The sequence below is a fragment of the Planococcus liqunii genome, from assembly GCF_030413595.1.
Lineage (GTDB): Bacteria > Bacillota > Bacilli > Bacillales_A > Planococcaceae > Planococcus > Planococcus liqunii.
Map to the genome: position 1 here is coordinate 2,115,453 of NZ_CP129238.1, position 14,951 is coordinate 2,130,403.

The window sequence follows — 14,951 nt, forward strand, 5'->3', positions numbered from 1 at the left end:
ATCCAAGGCGTCTTCGCTACAATAAAAGAAACGGTTCAAGGACTCGGACACAGTAATGGCTTATTAAATGCATAACGCAAGGAGGTAGCAGGTTGGAAACCCTATTAGTTTTTAGAAGTTCATTTTCGAATAAGTTTTGGAAAATCACCGTTGCCGACACTTCGTTCGCCGTCAACTACGGAAAAATCGGTACAGCAGGTTCCGTCAACGTCAAAGACTTCCCGACGCCGGAAGCCTGCAAAAAAGAAGCCCACCGCCTCATTCAGTCCAAACTTAAAAAAGGCTATCAGCCGGCGGTGTCGACCGATCCGCTCATCAAAGAAAGTGCCATGACCGAAGCTTACTTTTGGCAACTGCTCGACCGCTGCAAGGAAAAAGGCGATGAGCCAGACGAACAGATGGAGTGGCTTGCTTCCCAATTGGCGAAAGGGTCCGTAATTGATATTTTGAGTTTTGATTCCATTTTGAAAAAGCATTACAGCCAGTCTTATACCTCCGATTTGTGGGCTGCTGCCTATATTGCCATGGGCGGCTGTTCGGATGACTGCTTTGATTATTTCCGGGCGTGGCTCCTGTACCTCGGGAAGGATGTCTATTATGAAGCCATTGAAGATCCCGAAGCGCTTCTGCCCTATTTCGGGCTTTTGCAGGAACAGGAAGAAATCCCGCAGCTGGAAGAATTCTTAATGGTCGCTTGTGAGGCTTTTGAAGAGAAAACCGGCCGGGACATGGAAGATTATTGGAAGCTTTATGATCAGTTGATGCAAGACGATGACCCGGATCCGGATATCGACTTCGATTGGGATGAGGACGATGAAGAAGGGCTGAGCCGCATGTTTCCGCAGCTGTGGGCAGTTTATGGAGAGAACCCGTTATAAGAAACAAAGGAAAAGGGAAACAAAGCACCGGACGCACCGGACATTGTTTCCCTTTCGTGTTTGTGATCTTAATTTATTGCAAGCCGTACGGCACTAAGCCTTCTTTGTTCACTTTGATACGCCATACTTCGTTTTTCGAGGATTCCGTTATATACAGATAGCCTTCGCGGAATGCCAGATTCGTCGTGAAAGTTCCGGCGCTTTCAGGAAGACGGATGGTGCCGTATTTGAATCCGTCTTTGTCCTGGATTACGATTTGTCCCGCCTGGAAGTGAGCGACATACAGATTCCCTTCTTGATCCACTGCTAAGCCGTCCGGTCCGATTCCGCCTTCATATTGGCCGAAAACGTATGGAGTTTCAGGTGAAGGCGGCGCATTTTTGGCAGGAACCGCGAGCACCCGGTTTTTGCCGAACTCGGATATATACACCCGGCTGTCATCTGCGGATATCGCGACTCCGTTTGGATAGGCAATTTTATCTGCGAACAAGACGGGCTCTTTGCTTCCAGCCGGCAAGTAAAAGACGCGGCCAACCGGATTGGTGGCGCTCGACCCCATTGGTTCGGTAAAGTACAAACCGCCGTCCTTATCAAAGATCAAATCGTTTAACCCGTTCAAGGCTTGGCCTTTATACGTGCTGACGGCCGTTTCGCTCTTGCCTGTTTTCGGGTCGTAGGCGTGGATCACGCCCGTAATGTCCGTTATGAACAGGCGGCCGTCTTTATGGAACTTCGCCCCGACTGGTCCCGGATATTTCTTGACTTGCTGGACTTTGTCTCTTTTGACCGTCAGCAATTCTCCGGACATCGGGCTCACCATCCAGATGGTGCCTTTGCGGTCAAAGTTGATGCCTTCCATGAATCCGCCGTCGCCTTTTACGACTTTTTCCCATTTGGCTTTCGCGGGCACGATTTCGGAAATTTTATGCCGTTCCTCTTTTGGCACCGGTTTTGTTTCGTACAAGTTTTTAGCGCCGGCGAAGCCCGCTGCTGCAAGTAAGAATGCAACGAGTATGGCGATAGTCAATCCTCTTTTTTTCACTTCTGAAACTCCTCCTTTTGAAATTCATGATTTCTGAACCAGTCTCCTGATCCGTGAAGAAAACAGTTGCCACTCCCTCTTCATTAGGAGCCTCTGCAAACGTTTCCTCCTGAAGCGGAAACTGTTAGTACCGAATATACCGTTGAGGAAGATGAAGGGCTAGCCATTTAAGCTTCGGAGTTTTTGTATAATTCAGTAAGTTTTTCTCTTTTATCGATATGTATACTTTGTTAGACTAGTAAGGTTAATTAGCTGACTTAAATTTTCAAACAAAAAAGCAGAGAAAAGTATGGACTTTTCCCTGCTTGCAATTGCTTACTTGTTTGGAATGATTTTCGGTTCGCTTCACCGAATTAAATTAATCAATTTCACGGATTTCAAACGGAATCAGCGACTCGGTCAATTGAGCGCGGCGCGGCTCGTATTGTTCCGGCAGCATCAATTTTCCGCCCATGGCCGCAAGAGTTTCGTCATGCGCAAATCCTGGAGGGTCTGTGGCGATTTCAAAAAGGATTTCCCCGTGCTCCCGGAAGTAAATCGCGTTAAAGTAATTGCGGTCTTTCACTTCCGTTACGCCGTAGCCCTGGTTCCGGACATGTTCCTGCCAGCCAAGCTGGTCCTGGTCATCTTCTGCACGCCAAGCGATGTGGTGCACAGTTCCGACGCCCATTTGGCCGCGGCCGAGCGGCGTCTGTTTGACGTCGATGACGTTCCCGATGTCGCCGTAAGCGCGGTAGCGCATGAAATTGCCATCTTCTCCGACCTTTTCAAGCCCCATGACGTCCACCAAGGTTTTTCCGGTTTGTTCCGGACGGGCCGACAGCAAAGTCGCTCCGCCGAAGCCTTTGATCGCCACTTCTGGTGTAATGCTGCCCGATTTGTAATGGTTCACTTCGCCCGCTTCCCTTTCCACAAGTTCCAGCTGGAGGCCATGTGGATCTTCAAACAATAGGTTCGTTTCGCCAAAACGCTCTTTTTTCGCAAAAGGAATGTTGAGACGTTCCAGGCGTTCTTCCCAGAACGGCATCGCGCCTTTTGGAATTACATAAGAAGTCACGCCGACTTGCCCGGCTCCGATTTTCCCTTGGTAGGCATTTGCCCACGGGAAGAATGTAATGATCGTACCCGGTTTTCCACCATCGTTGCCGAAGTACAAATGATAGGTGCCCGGGTCGTCAAAATTGACGGTTTGCTTGACCATCCGCAATCCCAGTACGCCTGCATAAAAATCGACGTTTTCCTGAGGATGTCCGACGACAGCTGTAATGTGGTGTATTCCCGCTGTTTTTTTCATCTATCTTCCTCCTAAATCAGATGTGTTTTGAGTGGATTCCATTCCCGTCAATCATTCGACTGTTTGTCCGTATTTTCGCTGATACCACTGTCTCGCCGCTTCCACTTCACTTCCGGTCAACTGGTGGCCGTTGTTTTCCCAGTGGACTTCGACAGATGCGTTCGCCGATTCTAGCGAGGCATGCAACTCTTCTGCTTCCTTTACAGGTGTAATCGGGTCGTTGGTTCCAGCAGCGATAAAGACCTGCTTTCCGGCAAGGTCCTGCAACTCGATTCCGCGTCTTGGCACCATCGGGTGATGAAGGATTGCACCGTTCAAGGCATCGCTAAAGTGATAGAGCAAACTTGCAGCAATATTTGCCCCGTTCGAATAGCCGATCGCAACGATGTGGTTCCGGCTAAACTCGTATTTCGCCGAAGCCTCATCCAAAAAGCGGTTTAATTCGTTCGTACGGAAAACCAGATCCTCTTCGTCAAATACGCCTTCGCTCAACCGTCTGAAGAACCGGGGCATGCCGTGTTCCAAGACATTTCCTCTTATACTGAGTACCGAAGCTTCGGCATCAACCATCGGCGCCAATGACAGGAGCGACTGCTCATTCCCGCCTGTTCCGTGCAGCAACAGAAGAACCGGTTTTTCCGGATTGGATCCTTTTTTAAAAATATGTTCCATCATTGTTCCTTCTTTCTTTTTTATTTTGGTCTCTCAATTGAAAAGATCTCTCCGATGGCGGCGTAATTGGCGCCTGCCAACCGGCTGACGGCATCCAATCCTCTCGGGTCGATGCGCCCGTTTTCATAAATCGCTTCATTCACATGGAAACAGATTACTTCTCCGATGAACAAGTCACTGCCTGGCCCATCTCCGCCTAGCGGAATCGCCTGTACCAACCGGCATTCCATACGCACCTTCGATTCGTTGATGCCCGGAACCGAAATCGCTGCACTCGGAATCAACGTCAGATTTGCCGACTCCACTTCACTTTCCGATGGCGGCAAGGAAGCAGCGGTTTCATTGATCTTCGCCACATTCTCTCTATCCACGATATGCACCACGAATTCGCCGTTGCCATAAATATTCCGCGCCGTGTCTTTCAGTTCACCCTCTGGCCGCTGAATCGCCAGCGACACCATCGGCGGGTTCGACGAGACGATATTGAAATAACTGAACGGCGCACCGTTGACGATCCCCGCCTCAGACTGGGTGGTAACAAATGCAATTGGACGCGGGATAATCGAACCGATCAATAGCTTGTAGTTTTCGCGTTCTGTATTTTGTTTTGGATCAATTGCCGTCATTGTAGAATGATTCATCAAAAACGCTCCTTTTTTAAGCCGTTCTTACTTTCAAATAAATATTCAGCAAAACTCGCCGAACCATTGAACCGCTTTGCTCAAAATTTATTAGAAACACAAAATGTGCGTTTGCACATTTTGTGTCAGACTGTAGACAAAGTCTAGATGAAATGTAAAGCGATGCATAAAACCAACCGGACCCGCCACTTCGCTTTCCGTGGGCTCAGCTTCAGCCTCCTCGTCACTAACGTTCCTGCGGGGTCTTCAGCTTTCGTCGCTTCGTCGCGTTGCTCCTTCACTGCTCCCACAGGAGTCTTCGTGGCTGGACCGGTTGGACGACTCTCTTTCATCTGAAAGTGAACGATAATCTGATTGAAGCCCAAACATTTAGTTGTAGAAGAAAAGCGACACCTTAGAGTAGCCTCCACTCTGAGGATCAGCAGTGAAAGCCGGCGACTCCTGCGGGATAGCGAAGTGCCGAAATCCACTCGGGACGCTAGTTCCGAGTTAGTTCGGCGCGAGCCCGCGGAACGCGTCCGGCTGTAACGGAGGATCCGGTATTTCCTCTCTAATTGGCTATTTATTCACCTATCATGTCTAAAAATTATTTTATCTACAAGCTCACACACAATGTGCGTTTGCACATTGTGTGATTTCTAAAGATGAAGGGATTATGCGTTTACTGTTTTAAGGCGGACTGACTTAAGAGCCGTTGCCCATGGAATCACTTGGTCAAGCATTTGGTTAACAGAAGCTTCCTGAACCGGGGCCGCTTTTAGTTCTGCACCATTTTCAAAGTCGGTGAACAGAGACAAAGCCGGATGGACTCGGACATCTGCCACTGACAATTCGCCCAGGATTCCGCGCAAGTGCTCCGCAGCACGCGCGCCGCCGACTGAACCGTAAGATACGATTCCAGCTGCTTTGTCATTCCATTCTGCGCGAAGGTAATCGAGTGCGTTTTTCAAAGACCCTGTGATGGAGTGGTTGTATTCTTGTGCGATGAAGACAAAGCCGTCTTGTGCAGCAATCGCTTCAGACCATGCCGCTGCTCCAGATGCGTCTGTACCAGCTTCGCCAAGCAATGGCAATTTGTAATCTGCGATGTCGATGATGGTGTAATTGGCATCGCCGCGTTTGTCTGCCAATTCTTTTACCCAGTTTCCTACTTGCGGGCTTAAGCGCCCTTCACGTGTTGATCCTAATACGATACCGATGTTTAATTTTGTCATTGTTGTTTCCTCCTCATTTTGGGTTGTTTGTTGTGTACCAAATAATTTTGAGAATAAACTCATGTTTGATGCTCCTAACTGTTTTTATATTCATTTACTCCATCTAAATATCTCGAATTCGAGATATAAGATTAAAAAAATTTAAGCGTGCTGTGCTTGAAAACCGATTTTCTTAATTGCTGCAATCATCGTTTGCGTTTCAAGTGGATCCATGCCATGAAACAATTTGTCGATCGTTTTTTCATGCTTTGGGAAAATCTCTGCTATTAAGCCTTGGCCTTCAGTTGTTAGTTCTGCATAGGTGACGCGCCGGTCCTCTGGGCAAGCTTGCCGCTTAACGTAATTCTTTGTTTCCAGCTTATCAATGACGTACGTGATGCTGCTGCTCGCAATCAACACTTTTTTGCCGACCAGCTGAATGGGCTGCTTCCCTTGGTGATAAAGCAATTCCAGTACCGAAAACTCCGTTGGATTCAATCCGTATTGGGCGACGTCGTTTTTGATGGCTTCGTGAAGCGCGTCTGCCGCACGAACCAGGACTGTTACAGCTTTTAAATTGAGATTGGAAAATTCCAATGGCCTCACCTCTTTTATCTTGAATTAATTTATCTTTAATTCGAGATAATCATATCATGGCTATTTTCGGCTGTCAACACTTTGGATTTCGACTTTTTGTTTTAAAGGCTCTCCCATAGAAAAAGCAACCGGAAAAAGGCCGGTTGCTTTTGGTGTTCGAATTATTTATTGCGCAGTGGCTGCAAGGCATTCGTCCAGGCGTTGACTTGGTCGAGCATCATATTGACCGACTTTTCATGGATGGCTGCAGGCGTGAACGTACTCATTTTCTCAAAATCGGTAAACAGCGACATCGACGGATGTGCCCGTACAGTGGCGACTTGCAGTTCGGCCATGATGATCCGCAGCGATTCCGCTGCCCGGACGCCGCCTGCCGAACCATAGCTGACAATGCCCGCCGCTTTGTTGTTCCATTCAATATACAAATAATCAATGGCGTTCTTTAATGCCGATGTCACGCCGCGGTTGTATTCCGGACAGATAAAGACGTAGCCGTCCAGTTCTGCTATTTTCTTTGACCAGGGAATCGCTTCCGGTGTCTGGTAATCCTGGCTGTATGCCGCAGAAATCGGTTCTGCGTACATCGGCAGGTTGAACTCCGCCAAGTCGACAATTTCGTAGTCGGCGTCTCCGCGTTTGTCCGCAATGCCTTTGACCCATTCCGCAACTTGCGGGCTGTTGCGCCCTGGACGCGTGCTTCCTGTAATGATGCCAATTTTCGTCATAAAAATGATGCCTCCTCCGTTTGGATTGGTGCTTCAATCTTCCGACGCTGAACATCTGGATGTACTGCCATCATAAAACTTATTTCCCTCAAATTCAAACTATTCCGTCAATATGTCATAAAAAAAGAGCCCAAAGATGAGCTCTTCGTTATAAACTGGGAAACTTAGGAATTTCCGCTTTTAGTTGACCCTGTCTCCGGTTTTGCTAGGCTTCCGGAAACAGGCGATGCAAAGATTCCTTCAAGTGTGGATTCACACTGATAATCGGACGCACCGATTTGGCTTGTGCTTCTGCATCCTGGATGCTGTCGGCTTTACCCAGGGCGAGCAACGTGCCAATGGCCACAGTCCCGGCCCGGTTGCTGCCACTGGCACAGTGGAAGTAGATTTTCTTGCCGTCGTTGTATGCGCCGACAACCTGATCAATTGCTTCTTTGACCGATTCATCCTGCTGCTGGTCAGTTTCGTTTATGATTGGGCTGTGAATCCGCTGATAGCCGTAGTCCCCTGCTCCCGCTTCTGAACGCAAGTCAACGACCACATCGATTTGTTCTGTATCAAATGCTTTTTGGGCATCTGCTGCGCCGCCAATGAAAATGCGGCCTTCCACCAATTCCTGATAGGCTTTGTCCATTACGCTTCCACCTTCCTCCGCGTTCAAAAATATTTTTTGCATGCTAACTTTCGAGAACTGCTCTTTCAAATGGGTATAGCCGATTTTCGCTTATCATAAACAGGGCCATTTGCCGTTCTATAACCCTAAACCGGCCTTTATCAGATCTACCTTAATTACTTTCCGGTCTCGGCAAAGTGGCGGATTCGTTCGCCGATTTCATCGCGGACATTCTGGAATACGGTCCACTTTTCTTCTTCCGTTCCTTGGGCTTTCGCAGGATCTGTAAATCCCCAGTGGTCGCGTTTTACATGGGGCGGCGTCATCGGGCACTTGTCCGCTGCGTCGCCGCAAAGCGTCACCACAAAGTCGGCATTGTTTAGGATGTCCGTGTCGATGATGTCCGATGTGTGCTTGGAAATGTCGATGCCTACTTCGTCCATCGCTTTCACCGCTTTCGGATTCAAGCCGTGTGCTTCAATGCCTGCGCTCAATACTTGCCACTCGTCTCCGAGAATTTCTTTTCCCCAGCCTTCTGCCATCTGGCTGCGGCAAGAGTTGCCTGTGCATAGGAAATACAATGTTTTTTTCGTCATTCAATAAACCCCTTTTCCAGTCGTTTGCCTGCTATTCATGGTTATCTAAAATTCAATGCATGATTAGCTGCTTATTAGTTTTTCTCTTTTACAACATATCAGCATTTGCTTATATGTTCAAGAGTCCTTAATGGAGCAGGTTAAACTTTATGGAAATTAAAAAAGCATACCGCTATCGGCATGCTCTCAACTGATTATTTGAATAACAATATTTTCATCAATTGCCGTATGCATTACTCTTTACCGGAATCTCATTGAATTCTGGATGGGTGAACATTTCTTCGTAAGGAATTGTTGAACTTACTTCGTATTCGCCGCTTTGTTCTTTGTATTCAAAAATCACCAGCTGCTTCCAGCCGCTTACCGTTCCTTCATCGACGATGCCGATTTTATTAGGCGCGATTTGGATGATGCGATTCTCCGGACTTTCTACACTGACAGGAACTTCCGGATGATTGAGCTCTTCTGCCTCGGTAGTCATATTGTCGACGATTACAATCAAACAAATCAAGATTCCGCTTAAGACCACTTTAAAAAACAAATCATTTTTCATTTTGTATGGCTCCTTCATTATATATTGCTATGTATTTTGAGCTGTTCTTGATTCTTCAATTCTTGCTGCACTTTCTTTAATTGAGAAAGTACCTGATTCGAAATGACAGAAGCCAAAGTCAAAAAGGCACTCCTTTACAATATAATCAAAATAGTGTCGCTTACTGGATGCAGAAAAGAGTAGATGGCCAGTCCGCTGCTACCCAGAACAAAAGCCAAACCCACATCAAGTACGATTCTTTTTATGTGTATTTTTTCAATTAGCTCACTTCATAAGTTTTTCCTTCACTAAGTAAAAAACAAAGAAAATAGCCGTAAAGAAAATGACTGTAAGTACTACATCAAACCAATTGATAAATTCCACAACTCCGTCCCCCTATTCAGACTATACAGCCTTTAAAATTTTCAATTGTACTCATATGATTCTTTTTTAACAGTAGCTGTTTTGGTCAAGTCATATCCTGCCAGAGCAGTTGCTTTTTTCTTGAACTGCCAAACCCATTAAATTTGAATTCAACCATTGAATGATTTCGACTCTACGATTTTGATGCATTCGCGTGAGATTCGCAAAATACTGATGCAATTCCTTTAGCGCGCTTGTTCATCCAGATAGCTCCTATGCGATTGATTTCGTATAGATTTAAAATCTGTAAAGCTGACGTACATTGAAATCTTAAAAAACTTAAGAACTTTACTCTTCATTAATAATAAGAACTACGCCGGCTATTCTTAACTTATTGAATGAATATGCCGATCAAGATAATCAGCAAAGACAACCCAAAAAATCCGGCCATGAAATAGCCGAAATAACGCAACAGGCGTGGAAGTTTCTTCACTTCAATCGAACTTGGAGCCCCTTCGATGTTTTGCATATGTGCGACCGCGTCATTAAATGGCTTTTTTTCCGGCATTGGAACGGCCTCCTCTTAATAAAGTAAATCTAGACAAATTATGGTTATTACAATATTAACAAATTTACCCAGCCCTGCCTATGGGAGATGAAAAAGAAACTTATTGTTATTTCGCTTTTCTAAAGTACAAGCAGATAAATCGGATGTTTCTAAGTCATTTAAAAGCATCGAAAATATCGTATATCTCAGCTTTAACAAACTAATCCGATTGCAGTTTCTTTCTCCGAATGCTCGATTATTCGCTAGCTTAGATAATGAAGCATTTATTATGCAATTCTTATATTTTACTGTTATTTGACTTTTAATATCCGACTTAGTATCATAAATATATCTAAAAAATATAATATCAATCTTTTAAAAATGTCATTAAAATTTCCGCACCATTTTTATGAAGACTTACAATTTAAAATCAGGACGAGTATACCAGACAATAGCGCTGGAAATAACGCCGAAAAGAATGAACCATTCTTTTCGGCGTTTCTGCCTTTTTTATCACTAAGGAGGAATATTTAATGGTACTTATCAAGTTCGAAAATTCTCATGAAAAAGTTGCCATGAATTTGTTATCTTTCATGTCCAGCGAGCAAAAATTAAATGTCCTCCATCACACCATCCAATTATATGAAGAAAATCCGAATTGGCACCTGTACTTTTGGAAACTGAAGGAAAATTTTGTCGGTGCCATTGGCATTGAATTAAATGAACATACATTCAACGTTCATCATGCCAGCGTTCATCCTGATTTCCGGAATGAGGGCATTGGCCATATTATGGTCGAACATGTCCAGCGTCTCCATGAGCCTTTGGCGATGAGTGCTACTCCCGAAACGAAAGATTTCCTTGCAAAATGCTGGGAGCACCAATTTTCAGGGTAAACACTGATTCTTCGTCTATGAAGAAAAACGTGAAGACCCAATTTTCATTTTTAAAAATCCTATAGGTATTGAGAAGATGCTGCTTTATGCCTCTTCTCCTTTTTGCGTTTACAGGATTCTTCAACTGTCTCTACAACTCACGTATTCCATGTCCGCTTTTAGATTAGCTCATGTAGTTTTTTTATGCAGCCACTTTTCCGTCCCCCTTATTCGTGGTATACTTCGTACTTTGAAACAGAGAATTTATCGGTGATTATTTTCTCGTAAGAACATTAGAGAGTAAGGGGGCTATAAGATTTGGAAACGATCATTCTGCAATTAATGGAAGTGTTTAAGGGGCTCTCCTACTTCGGGATTATGCTTGCTTTGACATTTGAATTTATGCCGGCGGAGCTGGTCCTGCCTTTAGCAGGCTATTGGGTCTACGAAGGCGATTTAATTTTATACGGCGCAATTCTGGCTGGCTCAATCGGTGGCGTACTTGGCCCATTAACGCTGTATGCACTTGGCCGATACGGCGGACGGCCGATGGTGCTGAAATACGGCAAATACTTCTTGGTCACCGAAGAACATATCAATAAGTCTGACCGCTTTTTCGAAAAATACGGCGGCGGCGTCGCTTTCTTCGGCCGCTTTTTGCCGGGCGTCCGTACAGCAGTCTCCATTCCATGCGGCATGGCAAAAATGAATGTCTGGAAATTCATCTTTTTTACATACATCGCGATGCTTCCGATTACAACCGTTTATGTCTATTTAGGATTCAAACTTGGGCCTCAGTGGACGCAAGCTGGAGAGATTTTCAGCCAGTACGCCAACCTTCTGTTGGTGCCAATCATAGCCATCATTGTCTTGATGATTGTGAAAAAGAGGAAAAGAGTCAAATCCATTTAAGTATCATCATCTCAAAACTCGATCAGCAGTTAGGATTACAGAAAAATGCTAGGCTATGCCCTCAAAAAAAGACCTGAACATTGGCGCAAGGCTTCTCTTGCCGCTTTTGTTCAGGTCTTTTTGATAGTTATTTTTTCGCATTACACTTACTCGAAATCGCAGGTTCTGAAATTCATTCAAGCGTTATTTTCCAACCTATTACTGGCTAATTGAATGGCCATGCAGTCATCCAAATAACCGACTGCAAAAACATAGTCGTGCAGGAGGTCAAGCGGCAAAACAAAGTAAAGCAGAGCGCCTCCTATGATGGCCAGTTCCCGTTTGGTTCCTTGTGATTTTAAAAGCTTTAGGTGCCAGCTTTTCAGTTGATCTATATAAGTCCCGGTATTTCCAAAATGATTTACTTTCGCTTCAAATCCTTCTTTGATCATCCCATTTCCTTCGTTAGTGCCAGCATATTCCTGGCACCTTTCCCATTCTTCCTGCACTTTTGCAACTGTAATAGACTGGTCATGCAAATGGATCACTTGCTCTAATAGTTCAATTTCGTCTATAGATGGAGAGGCTGGAAGCTTTTCTGGCTCTGAATTCCCAACTTCAATTGGTTTGCTTTCTTCGTTATGGTCTATCGATTCAATCAATTCATTTAAAGGAACTTTAAGAGTAGAAGAAAATATTTTTAGTTGTTTTAGCGTCGGTTTTCTTTTGCCGTTTATGATTCGCGAAATGGTCGCCTTATCTATCGACGTAAGTTCTGCGAAATACCGAAGTGAATAAGAATGGGCAGTTAATGCGTTTTTTAATAGCATTCCCAAACTTACAGATTTGTTTTGCACAAAAATGCTCCTCTCGTTTTATATAGTAAGTAAAGTCTGTTCCTATCACTTTATCGACCTGTTGTTTTTTTGTCAATTTTATTTGTTGTTGACAAATAGTCAACGACCCTCTAAGATTTTACTGTATCGCTTTTTACTTGCTCCATAGAAAGAAGGAGATAAATTGGGTCGCTCCACAAAAATAAAAAAACGAAGGTCAACCATTGTCTTGCTAACCCTTCTTATTATGGCTTCCTTATTGCTCTTTTTGGCTTTTCATTTGATGCACGAGGCGCTATCCGATAAAGAAGCATCACAAGCTACTCCAGAGAAAGACTTGGAGACTACATACAGCGAAACTAATGTTCCGGAAACAGGCGAACTGAATGTACTTTTAATCGGCACAGATCGAAGAAGCGATGAATACGGTCTTTCAGATGCTTTGCTTCTGGCTAACTATAATTTCAAAAACAACCGGCTGAAACTGGTTTCTTTTATGCGCGATACATATGTTGACATTCCAGGATACGGGATGCAGAAAATTAATGCTGCCCATTCCTTCGGCGGTCCGGAGTTGATTCGTGAAACGCTTTATGAAAATTTTGGAATTGCAGCAGATCATTATGCCTCGGTGGACTTCAATGGCTTTCCACACCTTTTTGACTTGATAATTCCCGGCGGCATTGAAGTGGATATTCCCTATGAAATGTCCCACGGCATCGGGATGACGTTAGAACCTGGCATACAAACTTTAAATGGCGGCCAATTGCTGGGCTATGTGCGTTTCCGCCATGACAAAAACAGCGATTATGGCCGTGTGGAACGGCAGCAGGAAGTGCTTTCCGCACTTAAAACACAAGGCATCAATTTTAACAGCTTGCTGAATCTTCCCGAAATAATAGGAGCTTTCGGAACTTACATTGATACGGATCTAGACAAGCTTACTCTTTTAAATATCGGCAAGTCATTGGTCCAAGGAGATGCTGAGGAAGTTAAAACGATGCGGATTCCTGTTGCCGATGCATTTACAGAAGAACGGAAAAACGCGGGCGAAGTATTGGTCATCGATTTGGAGGCCAACCAAAGAGCTTTACATGAGTTTTTAGAGAGCGAATCGCAAAGTATTGATGTTCGAAAGTGATTAACGTCTCTTGAATCATTTATTCATTTTAGGAAGCAGGTGTCCATATGTTTACTTGGAATTATTTTGATTGGGGAGAAGGCATTGAACAAGGACTGACAGCCAAGGGTTTTCCTTATTACGAAGTAGAAATTAAAGGCTGGAATGACGATCAAGAGTATACGGATTTAGAAAAATTGATTGTAATCAAAGTCATTAATACATACTCATCCGTTGAAGTAAAAATGAATTTTTTACATCCCGATGCCAGAAGAAACTTTACTGCCAGAAAAATGGCGAAAGAAACAAAAAAATATTTGATTGATGCGATTAAGAGTGACTTAATCTAATTCTGTTTCCGGATCAATTTTAGGCTTGGAAAACTGGCCGTTCAAGCGCTCCATCCAGCATTCAACCATAGAAAAAGCCTCAAAAGCCGGATGTTACTTCTAGCTTTTGAGGCGCAGCATTCAAATGCCGCTTAAAAGAACCGTTTGCTGCTAATTAATGTTGCATTGTGATAACCACGCTTCCATGTTTATGGCCCGTTTCAACATAACTATGAGCGGCCGCCACTTGGTCCAGTGGATAACTTCTGTCGATGACCGATATGATCTTCCCTTCTTCAATCAATCCTTTCAAAAAAAGCAGATCTGCTTTTTTCATCGATGCTACTCCGCCTTTCAGTTTTTTGCTGCGGCTTAACGAGCTCGACAACATCTTGGCGAATTGCGGCACCCCGGCAACAGCTGCTAAGAAGATGCCGTTTTCCTTCAACGAATTCTTGCATTTGGTAAAAGAGGTTTTTCCAACCGTATCAAAAATTAAATCGTAAGTTTTTTCGTTTTTTGTAAAATCTTCTGTCGTGTAATCGACTATGAAGTCCGCTCCCAGTAATTTCACGAGATCTAAATTTTTCGGACCACAGACCGCGGTTACTTCCGTGCCAAACGATTTAGCAAGCTGGACCGCATAAGTGCCCAGTGCCCCGGATGCACCATATATCAGAACCCTTTGGCCAGGTTTGATATGCCCCTTATCTCTTAAAAAGAATAAAGACGTGGTCGCTCCAAATGGAACGGAAGCCGCTTCTTCAAACGTCATATTGAAAGGTTTGAGGCTAATAGCACTTTTCTCTTGCAGGCAGACATACTCGGCATTAGCACCCAGATTACCCCCGGTCCCACAAAACACGAAATCCCCGACTTTGAATTGCTTGACGTTTTTCCCAATCGCTTCTACTTCTCCGGATAATTCAGAACCCAGTATCCCGGCTTTCGGTTTTTTCATGCCATAGAAGAACCTGACAGCAAACGGATCCGCTCTCCTTACTTTGCAGTCTCCCGATGTCGCCGTTGTTGCATACACTTTCACCAGTACTTCGTCATCTTTTGGCAACGGTCTATCCACTTCTCTTAACTCCATTACTTCCGGCGGCCCGTATTTTCGGTGGACGCTTGCTTTCATGATGAAACTCTCCCTTCGTTACACGCTTGCAAGGGACTGATAGCAGATTATAAATTACAGAAAATTCAA

Annotated in this window: 18 protein-coding genes; 5 read left to right on the top strand and 13 right to left on the bottom strand. The window is 44.6% G+C overall.

What is annotated here, in order from left to right; genetic code table 11:
* The first annotated feature begins 92 nt into the window (after positions 1–92).
* Positions 93–878, top strand: a complete 786-nt coding sequence (locus tag QWY22_RS10650) for a DUF4240 domain-containing protein (protein WP_300980863.1) — start codon at positions 93–95, stop codon at positions 876–878.
* A gap of 73 nt (positions 879–951) precedes the next feature.
* On the opposite strand, the gene QWY22_RS10655 is transcribed toward QWY22_RS10650, so the two are convergent.
* The 11 genes from QWY22_RS10655 to QWY22_RS10705 form a co-directional block, all read right to left on the bottom strand.
* Positions 952–1,920: an SMP-30/gluconolactonase/LRE family protein gene (locus tag QWY22_RS10655; protein ID WP_300980864.1), complete on the bottom strand. Its 969-nt coding sequence runs from the start codon at positions 1,918–1,920 to the stop codon at positions 952–954.
* A gap of 358 nt (positions 1,921–2,278) precedes the next feature.
* On the bottom strand, positions 2,279–3,214 hold the full coding sequence (locus QWY22_RS10660; protein ID WP_300980865.1) for a ring-cleaving dioxygenase: 936 nt from the start codon (positions 3,212–3,214) through the stop codon (positions 2,279–2,281).
* 51 nt (positions 3,215–3,265) lie between these two features.
* Positions 3,266–3,889 carry an alpha/beta hydrolase gene (locus QWY22_RS10665; RefSeq protein WP_300980866.1) on the bottom strand — a complete coding sequence of 208 codons (624 nt, stop codon included), beginning with the start codon at positions 3,887–3,889 and terminating at the stop codon, positions 3,266–3,268.
* A gap of 17 nt (positions 3,890–3,906) precedes the next feature.
* On the bottom strand, positions 3,907–4,512 hold the full coding sequence (locus QWY22_RS10670; RefSeq protein ID WP_300984378.1) for a flavin reductase family protein: 606 nt from the start codon (positions 4,510–4,512) through the stop codon (positions 3,907–3,909).
* A 668-nt stretch (positions 4,513–5,180) separates the two neighbouring features.
* Complete coding sequence (locus QWY22_RS10675) at positions 5,181–5,804, bottom strand: NADPH-dependent FMN reductase (protein ID WP_300980867.1); 624 nt, start codon at positions 5,802–5,804, stop codon at positions 5,181–5,183.
* A gap of 78 nt (positions 5,805–5,882) precedes the next feature.
* A complete protein-coding gene (locus QWY22_RS10680; protein ID WP_300980868.1) occupies positions 5,883–6,317 on the bottom strand; it encodes a MarR family winged helix-turn-helix transcriptional regulator in 435 nt (144 codons plus the stop codon).
* Positions 6,318–6,478: 161 nt separating this feature from the next.
* A complete protein-coding gene (locus QWY22_RS10685) occupies positions 6,479–7,042 on the bottom strand; it encodes an NADPH-dependent FMN reductase (protein WP_300980869.1) in 564 nt (187 codons plus the stop codon).
* A 205-nt stretch (positions 7,043–7,247) separates the two neighbouring features.
* On the bottom strand, positions 7,248–7,676 hold the full coding sequence (locus QWY22_RS10690; RefSeq protein WP_300980870.1) for a protein-tyrosine phosphatase family protein: 429 nt from the start codon (positions 7,674–7,676) through the stop codon (positions 7,248–7,250).
* 155 nt (positions 7,677–7,831) lie between these two features.
* The gene (arsC, locus tag QWY22_RS10695; RefSeq protein WP_053168032.1) at positions 7,832–8,251 is read right to left on the bottom strand and encodes an arsenate reductase (thioredoxin); all 420 of its coding nucleotides are present in this window, start codon (positions 8,249–8,251) and stop codon (positions 7,832–7,834) included.
* 217 nt (positions 8,252–8,468) lie between these two features.
* Complete coding sequence (locus QWY22_RS10700; RefSeq protein WP_300980871.1) at positions 8,469–8,804, bottom strand: hypothetical protein; 336 nt, start codon at positions 8,802–8,804, stop codon at positions 8,469–8,471.
* Between the two features lie 733 nt (positions 8,805–9,537).
* Positions 9,538–9,714, bottom strand: a complete 177-nt coding sequence (locus QWY22_RS10705; protein WP_115650549.1) for an amino acid transporter — start codon at positions 9,712–9,714, stop codon at positions 9,538–9,540.
* Positions 9,715–10,226: 512 nt separating this feature from the next.
* Here QWY22_RS10705 and QWY22_RS10710 point away from each other — a divergent pair.
* Both QWY22_RS10710 and QWY22_RS10715 read left to right on the top strand, forming a co-directional pair.
* Positions 10,227–10,589 (top strand): GNAT family N-acetyltransferase, encoded by a 363-nt coding sequence (locus tag QWY22_RS10710; protein WP_300980872.1) that lies wholly within the window; start codon positions 10,227–10,229, stop codon positions 10,587–10,589.
* A 297-nt stretch (positions 10,590–10,886) separates the two neighbouring features.
* The gene (locus QWY22_RS10715; RefSeq protein WP_300980873.1) at positions 10,887–11,480 is read left to right on the top strand and encodes a DedA family protein; all 594 of its coding nucleotides are present in this window, start codon (positions 10,887–10,889) and stop codon (positions 11,478–11,480) included.
* A 176-nt stretch (positions 11,481–11,656) separates the two neighbouring features.
* Here the strand turns inward: QWY22_RS10715 and QWY22_RS10720 are convergent, their stop codons facing one another.
* Positions 11,657–12,316: a helix-turn-helix domain-containing protein gene (locus QWY22_RS10720; RefSeq protein WP_300980874.1), complete on the bottom strand. Its 660-nt coding sequence runs from the start codon at positions 12,314–12,316 to the stop codon at positions 11,657–11,659.
* 163 nt (positions 12,317–12,479) lie between these two features.
* On the opposite strand from QWY22_RS10720, the gene QWY22_RS10725 reads away from it, so the two are divergent.
* Both QWY22_RS10725 and QWY22_RS10730 read left to right on the top strand, forming a co-directional pair.
* Positions 12,480–13,436: an LCP family protein gene (locus QWY22_RS10725; protein WP_300980875.1), complete on the top strand. Its 957-nt coding sequence runs from the start codon at positions 12,480–12,482 to the stop codon at positions 13,434–13,436.
* Positions 13,437–13,483: 47 nt separating this feature from the next.
* Entirely contained in the window at positions 13,484–13,765 is a 282-nt protein-coding gene (locus QWY22_RS10730) for a hypothetical protein (RefSeq protein WP_300980876.1), read from the top strand.
* A gap of 154 nt (positions 13,766–13,919) precedes the next feature.
* Here QWY22_RS10730 and QWY22_RS10735 read toward each other — a convergent pair whose 3' ends face one another.
* The gene (locus QWY22_RS10735; protein WP_300980877.1) at positions 13,920–14,882 is read right to left on the bottom strand and encodes an NAD(P)-dependent alcohol dehydrogenase; all 963 of its coding nucleotides are present in this window, start codon (positions 14,880–14,882) and stop codon (positions 13,920–13,922) included.
* Positions 14,883–14,951: the final 69 nt, after the last annotated feature.

What these genes read in the sequence shown, in the direction of transcription:
- QWY22_RS10690 (WP_300980870.1), bottom strand. Translation starts at nt 7,676, where the DNA reads ATGGACAAAGCCTATCAGGAATTGGTGGAAGGCCGCATTTTCATTGGC.
- QWY22_RS10665 (WP_300980866.1), bottom strand. Translation starts at nt 3,889, where the DNA reads ATGATGGAACATATTTTTAAAAAAGGATCCAATCCGGAAAAACCGGTT.
- QWY22_RS10675 (WP_300980867.1), bottom strand. Translation starts at nt 5,804, where the DNA reads ATGAGTTTATTCTCAAAATTATTTGGTACACAACAAACAACCCAAAAT.
- QWY22_RS10735 (WP_300980877.1), bottom strand. Translation starts at nt 14,882, where the DNA reads ATGAAAGCAAGCGTCCACCGAAAATACGGGCCGCCGGAAGTAATGGAG.
- QWY22_RS10705 (WP_115650549.1), bottom strand. Translation starts at nt 9,714, where the DNA reads ATGCCGGAAAAAAAGCCATTTAATGACGCGGTCGCACATATGCAAAAC.
- QWY22_RS10660 (WP_300980865.1), bottom strand. Translation starts at nt 3,214, where the DNA reads ATGAAAAAAACAGCGGGAATACACCACATTACAGCTGTCGTCGGACAT.
- arsC (WP_053168032.1), bottom strand. Translation starts at nt 8,251, where the DNA reads ATGACGAAAAAAACATTGTATTTCCTATGCACAGGCAACTCTTGCCGC.
- QWY22_RS10670 (WP_300984378.1), bottom strand. Translation starts at nt 4,512, where the DNA reads ATGACGGCAATTGATCCAAAACAAAATACAGAACGCGAAAACTACAAG.
- QWY22_RS10685 (WP_300980869.1), bottom strand. Translation starts at nt 7,042, where the DNA reads ATGACGAAAATTGGCATCATTACAGGAAGCACGCGTCCAGGGCGCAAC.
- QWY22_RS10710 (WP_300980872.1), top strand. Translation starts at nt 10,227, where the DNA reads ATGGTACTTATCAAGTTCGAAAATTCTCATGAAAAAGTTGCCATGAAT.
- QWY22_RS10700 (WP_300980871.1), bottom strand. Translation starts at nt 8,804, where the DNA reads ATGAAAAATGATTTGTTTTTTAAAGTGGTCTTAAGCGGAATCTTGATT.
- QWY22_RS10730 (WP_300980876.1), top strand. Translation starts at nt 13,484, where the DNA reads ATGTTTACTTGGAATTATTTTGATTGGGGAGAAGGCATTGAACAAGGA.